The sequence below is a fragment of the Arsukibacterium sp. genome (assembly GCF_033722355.1).
Taxonomy (GTDB): domain Bacteria; phylum Pseudomonadota; class Gammaproteobacteria; order Enterobacterales; family Alteromonadaceae; genus Alishewanella.
The window spans coordinates 1-5184 of the sequence record NZ_JAWVZF010000186.1; the positions used below are offsets into that span (position 1 = coordinate 1).

7 protein-coding genes are annotated in these 5184 nt (G+C 45.9%); 3 read left to right on the forward strand and 4 right to left on the reverse strand.

The features are described 5' to 3' along the window. The first annotated feature begins 70 nt into the window (after nt 1-70). The 3 genes from R3177_RS13100 (at nt 71) to R3177_RS13110 (ending at nt 1814) form a co-directional block, all read left to right on the forward strand. Entirely contained in the window at nt 71-739 is a 669-nt protein-coding gene (locus R3177_RS13100) for a LiaF domain-containing protein (RefSeq protein ID WP_318971472.1), read from the forward strand. 142 nt (nt 740-881) lie between these two features. Beyond that, nucleotides 882-1184 carry a hypothetical protein gene (locus R3177_RS13105; RefSeq protein WP_318971473.1) on the forward strand — a complete coding sequence of 101 codons (303 nt, stop codon included), beginning with the start codon at nt 882-884 and terminating at the stop codon, nt 1182-1184. A gap of 108 nt (nt 1185-1292) precedes the next feature. After that, complete coding sequence (locus tag R3177_RS13110; RefSeq protein ID WP_318971474.1) at nt 1293-1814, forward strand: hypothetical protein; 522 nt, start codon at nt 1293-1295, stop codon at nt 1812-1814. A 65-nt stretch (nt 1815-1879) separates the two neighbouring features. On the opposite strand, the gene R3177_RS13115 is transcribed toward R3177_RS13110, so the two are convergent. The 4 genes from R3177_RS13115 to R3177_RS13130 all read right to left on the reverse strand — a co-directional run. Next, the gene (locus R3177_RS13115) at nt 1880-2578 is read right to left on the reverse strand and encodes a LytTR family DNA-binding domain-containing protein (RefSeq protein WP_318971475.1); all 699 of its coding nucleotides are present in this window, start codon (nt 2576-2578) and stop codon (nt 1880-1882) included. Nucleotide 2579: 1 nt separating this feature from the next. After that, nucleotides 2580-3638, reverse strand: coding sequence for a sensor histidine kinase (locus R3177_RS13120; RefSeq protein WP_318971476.1), 1059 nt, complete (start codon nt 3636-3638; stop codon nt 2580-2582). Continuing rightward, nucleotides 3638-4624 carry a serine hydrolase domain-containing protein gene (locus tag R3177_RS13125; protein ID WP_318971477.1) on the reverse strand — a complete coding sequence of 329 codons (987 nt, stop codon included), beginning with the start codon at nt 4622-4624 and terminating at the stop codon, nt 3638-3640. Before R3177_RS13125 ends, R3177_RS13120 begins: the two co-directional genes overlap by 1 nt. Nucleotides 4625-4665: 41 nt before the next feature. Further along, the coding region (locus tag R3177_RS13130) for a hypothetical protein (RefSeq protein WP_318971478.1) at nt 4666-5184 on the reverse strand (519 nt) is incomplete at its 5' end.

A 5184-nucleotide genomic window follows, 5' to 3' on the forward strand; every position in this document is an offset into this window, starting at 1 on the left:
ATTATATAAGAAACTGGCGTAATCTGTGCTTGTTAGTTGGCTGCAACAATAAACTAAACAGGAGTTAGTGATGGCAATTGATACCAGTGGCGTAAAAATCGAGGACCGGCCTTTTGATCAGGTGCGACAGGAGGCGATAGACCAGCTGATTATGAATTACAGTCACGGTATTATATCCTCTGAAGCCTTTGAGCGGCGGCTGGATATTGCTTCTGATGCCAGAACTCATCAGGAGCTGGTTGATGTCGTGGCCGATTTAACGCTGCAGCCTGATGATACCTATCAGCAGCAACGAGATAAAAGTTTTTCTCCCCGTTACCAGGCCGGCAATGATACCCGTAATGAAAAAATTTTTTGTGTACTATCATCCAGTGAACACAGTGGCCAGTGGCTGGTGCCAGCCGATATTCGGGTTATCAACATACTGGGCTCAATAGAGCTGGATTTCAGCGAAGCGGTGTTTCAGCATCAGCATATCGTTATCCGGGTGAACAACTGGATTGGCAGCGTTAATGTTTTGGTACCAGAGCAAGTCAATGTCGTATCGAATATGTTTAATATTGTCGGTAGTACTAAAAACCGTGCCAGATCAATTGACGGGCAGCAGGCACCAAAAATTACTATTGAAGGTTATTCTGTTCTTGGGTCACTGGATGTCAATTTAAAACGAACGATGAAAGAAAAATTCAGTGCCTTTGCCGACCAGTTTCGATCTATGTTTGGTTTAAATAAGTCTTAGTTAACCTGGCGTTGCAGATTCTCATAATACTATCAGCGGCCACAGCTGATGGATGGGCAGCGAATTCAGGCTAATTGGCAAGTCAGTCGAATATGCGGCGCTATCGAAACGATGATTCTGCGGAAAAAAGGAGGGTAAACCCATGACGCTGCCAGGTATTAGACAGTTAATCATTGCCGCTTGTCTGGTGATTGTCGGGCTGACAGTGGTTGTTAATTTTCCGGACTATGGCCGGTCTGGCTGGTATTTAGTTATTTTTGCGATAGCCTGCTTTATATTTCCCGGACCACAGTTTTTCAACCGGACCCGGCGCTCTGAGCAGCAGCAACAGCAACTGCGGGAGAGGGTGATCAAAGTCAGCAATAAACCATTAGCCTGGTGGGCATCACCATTGCCATGGCTGCTGCTACTACTGATTATTTTTCTGATTTCTTCGTTCTATTAGAAAAAACAAAATTATCAATTGCATAGTGTAACTAATCCATCTATACCTTATTATGCGTATCTCGGTTAAAGTGGTACGAGCAGTAAAGGTGTAATGGAGGACGCGGTTGTGAATATATTCAAAAAGCCATATGTGTGGTCAGTAATTGGTGTTATGGTGTTGTCTTTTAATGTTACCGCGGCGATTACTGTGCAGTTTAATGCCGAGCGAAACGCGGCGTGCTGGCAGCTTATTGACCAGAGAAAACCCGGGTTTTGCCGGTTGTATTTTGATTTTGCCGGCAACCAACCGGATACCGTTTATCCCAGTCAGGGATCTTTGAGTCATTCAGTTAGCGAATATCCGGCCAGGCGAAGCGGTTATCCGACCACATTTCAGCGAACAGAATATGCATTACAGTTTTTCCAGTACAGCGCCGAGCGTTTCAAAATCCGCAAAAATCTGGTATTTATTCGCTCAGACGATGGTTCTGTGCAGCTGAATATGGGTATTCTGACTTCTGCCAGCGGCGGCTACAGCTATTTACTGGCGGATAATGAATCTCAGATTAAACGACTGATTGCTGATTTACAAAAAAACGATTCGCAATCAACACGATACTGGCGAAATATAGAGCAGCTCTTTCAATAACAACACGGACAATCACGCTTTCACACTGAGATCAGTTGTTTGCAGAAAACCTGTTTGGTCTCTGTTTATAAACTCCAGCGTTGGCGAAAGGCGCTGGCCTGGCGGCGTGAAATCTCGACATTTTTATCATGCAACAGCTGCACGTCAAAACCACCAGTGATCGAGGGGCTAATGTCGCTGATGTAATGGGTATTGATAATCCAGCTGCGGTTGGCTCTGAAAAAACTCTCTGTTGGCAGACGTTCGGCAATAGCACTGATACCGCGATAAGTGGCAGGCGTGGCATTGGCCAGATGAACCCGGGTGTAGTTGCCCATCGCCTCAAAACAAATGACGTCAGCTAACGATACAAAAAAACACTTATCACCATCTTTAATAAAAAACTGCTGATTCATCGACAGTTTATGTTCATTCTGATAGACCGGTTGTAACTTATCAAATGCAGCTTGCAGGCGATTCAATGTTACGGGTTTGAGCAGGTAGTCAAGCGCATTATATTCAAACGATTTAACGGCGTAGTGATCATAGGCGGTGATAAAAATAATCTGGGGCAGGTAGTGCAGTTGTTCAAGGAGTTTAAAGCCATCTCCGCCAGGCATATTGATATCGAGCAATACCACATCGGGTCTCAATGTTTCAATTTGCTGTTTTGCCTGATGTATATCGGCTGCCTCACCAACTACCGTCGTGCCACTGATCTGGCTTAATTGTTCAGCTAACTCCAACCTGGCCAGCCGACTGTCATCGACTACAACTACGTTCATTTTAAAACTCCAGTGGTAAACAAATATGCGTTATCACTTTCTGGTTTTCGCTACGCAGAGTTAAACCTGCTTTCTGACAATCAGGGTAGAGTAAACGTAGCCGTTGCCGGATATTCTGTAACCCCAAACCCTGCCCGTTAACGTTTGGCGCTAGTTTACCGTCGTTACAAATAATGATATCAAGCATAGTATCGCGGCAGCTGATTGTCAGTTCAATATTACCTCCGGTAATATCCTTACTGATGCCATGTTTAATCGCATTTTCAATACAAAGTTGCAGCAGCAGCTTGGGGATAAGTGCTTGCTGGCAACTGGCAGGAGCATCAACAGTAAAACGCAACCGCTCTTCAAACTGAATAGAGCACAATGCGATATATTCGCTGACAATAGTCAGCTCAGCGTTTAGCGTTACCCTGGCGTTATCGTCTTTACTCAGGGTGTAACGGAGCATATCAGCCAGTCTGGCGAGCATTTCTCTGGCCCGTGCCGGATCCTCCAGAATTAACGCTCTGATATTATTAATCGCATTAAATAAAAAATGGGGATTCAGCTGATTAATCAGCGCATCAAGTTTGCTGGATTTTAACAGTTCACTGGTCTGACGCAGCTGTCTGACTTTGCTGAAACTGAAATAAACGGCACACCAGAACAGCAGTGCTATCAGCATATTTAAAAAATTGCCGGTAAATACTACACTGATAACAAACCCGCGCTGAGCTGCAGGGATTGGATTTGTGACGCCAAGATGGGCCAGGCTCAATACCGCTGCAACTAACAACATTGTCGCCGCCGCAGCCACCAGCACGCTGCAAACCGACAGGTAAAATACCTGTTGCCAGATAGTTTTCCGACGAAGGTATTTTTTAAACCCCTGCCGGATAAAATGCGATCCTGTGCCAGTACTTCCGACCAACACCAATGCATATAATAATTCAACTGGCGTAAAGGTTACCCTGAGCCAGGCTGCGATAGCAATTATGACATACAGTGAAAGCCAACCGCTTAGCTGGCAAATCAGATAAATATGTCGCGTGAAAAAAGAATAAACCGATTGAATCATCAAGGTCCTTGCTCATTACCGGTTTCGCGCGCTTGCCTGCGAAGTTGTTGTAACAGTGCCATGGCTCCGGGCGTAACCGTAACAGTGGAATTATTCAGTATGACAATACCAACCTGTTCAGCGGGGGCAAAACCAACAAAGGCGTTAAAACCACCAGTCTGACCATTGTGCCAGATAATACCCTGCGGATGCAGCATCCAGCCAAAACCGATATTGGCAGCTGACGTTGGCGGTGTCACAGATAAACGCATAGCGTCAGCCAGGAACGCTTTATCACCGAGCCCTGCGAATTCTGCTCCGGTAGCGTCAAGGTAATATTTTATCAATAAAGCCATATCTTCGATAGTTGATAACACCGCACCAGCACCAGCCAGCGCCTGAAAATGCCAGTTTGCTGCCCGGCTACCATCAATCTGATGGCCTTGAGCCAGGTTGGGGTAGTGACCATTAGTTATGGCAACAGTGCTGGCTGACATACCCAGAGGTTCGAAAATCTGTTGTTCAATAAGCGCGGCAAAATTATGACCTTGCTGGCAACTTAGCAACTCTGCTAATAAACCAAAACCAAAATTTGAATACTCAAACTGCTGTTCACCTGGTGTCAGTTGTTTTAATGCGGTTATCAAATCGGCATGGCTGTAGTTTGCATACGGATCGGATAAATCAGTCAAAGGCAGATTAGCAGGTAAACGCGGTAAGCCGCTGCTGTGGGTGAGTAACCTGGCGATACTGTATTGATGCTGCTGATAATCAGGATGTTGCAGCAGCGATGCTACGATTGTGTCTGGCGTCATTTGCTGCTTAATTATCGCCAGCGCTGTCAGCAAGCCGACTAATGGTTTGGTGACCGAGCCAATTTCGAATAAGGTGGCTTTGCTGACAGCCAGGCTTTTTTTATGATCAGCATATCCTTGCAGATAAAAGCGGGTTGTACCTGCGCTGATAATCGCTACTGCAACACCGGTATCTGAAAACGCTGCCTTCAACCATGGTTCAATATCCGTAACAGTTGGTTTTAGCTGATCAGTCAGTCCGGCTTTTTTTTTAAGATCAGTGGCATGGCATAACCCTGAACAAAGGTGCCTTGCCAGCTGTTACCCTGCCAGGTTGCGCTATAACTGGCGTTAATCGCATCGGAGCTGAACGTCAGCAGCTCCTTTGACATAATACTGAAGTTGTCCACCGGAATAGCAAAGCTTTGCTGTTTGGGACTATCAAGCGTGACATGATAGCCATCGCCGGCTACGGCTATGTTTAACACCAGAGGCAGGCGTGCCTTGTTATTGATAATAAGATCTCCATACCAGCTGCCTTCATTTTTCAGCAGTTGCTGCTGTGCAGCATCCAGTTTCGTTAACGTCAGCGCCACAGATTTCCCCTGGGTAAACTCTCCCTCCAGCCGTCCTTTCACCAGGGTACCGCTGAAACTGGCATTCAGTTTGTCATCCTGAAACTGAACATGGTTACCATCGATGATAAACTGGCTGGGCTGATAATCAAACATGCCCTGATTAGGGCTGTCCAGGGTAAGGCTGTAACCCTTTGC

Excerpts from the sequence above, each read along its gene's own strand:
- R3177_RS13100 (WP_318971472.1), top strand. The coding sequence starts at position 71 with ATGGCAATTGATACCAGTGGCGTAAAAATCGAGGACCGGCCTTTTGAT.
- R3177_RS13105 (WP_318971473.1), top strand. The coding sequence starts at position 882 with ATGACGCTGCCAGGTATTAGACAGTTAATCATTGCCGCTTGTCTGGTG.
- R3177_RS13115 (WP_318971475.1), bottom strand. The coding sequence starts at position 2,578 with ATGAACGTAGTTGTAGTCGATGACAGTCGGCTGGCCAGGTTGGAGTTA.
- R3177_RS13120 (WP_318971476.1), bottom strand. The coding sequence starts at position 3,638 with ATGATTCAATCGGTTTATTCTTTTTTCACGCGACATATTTATCTGATT.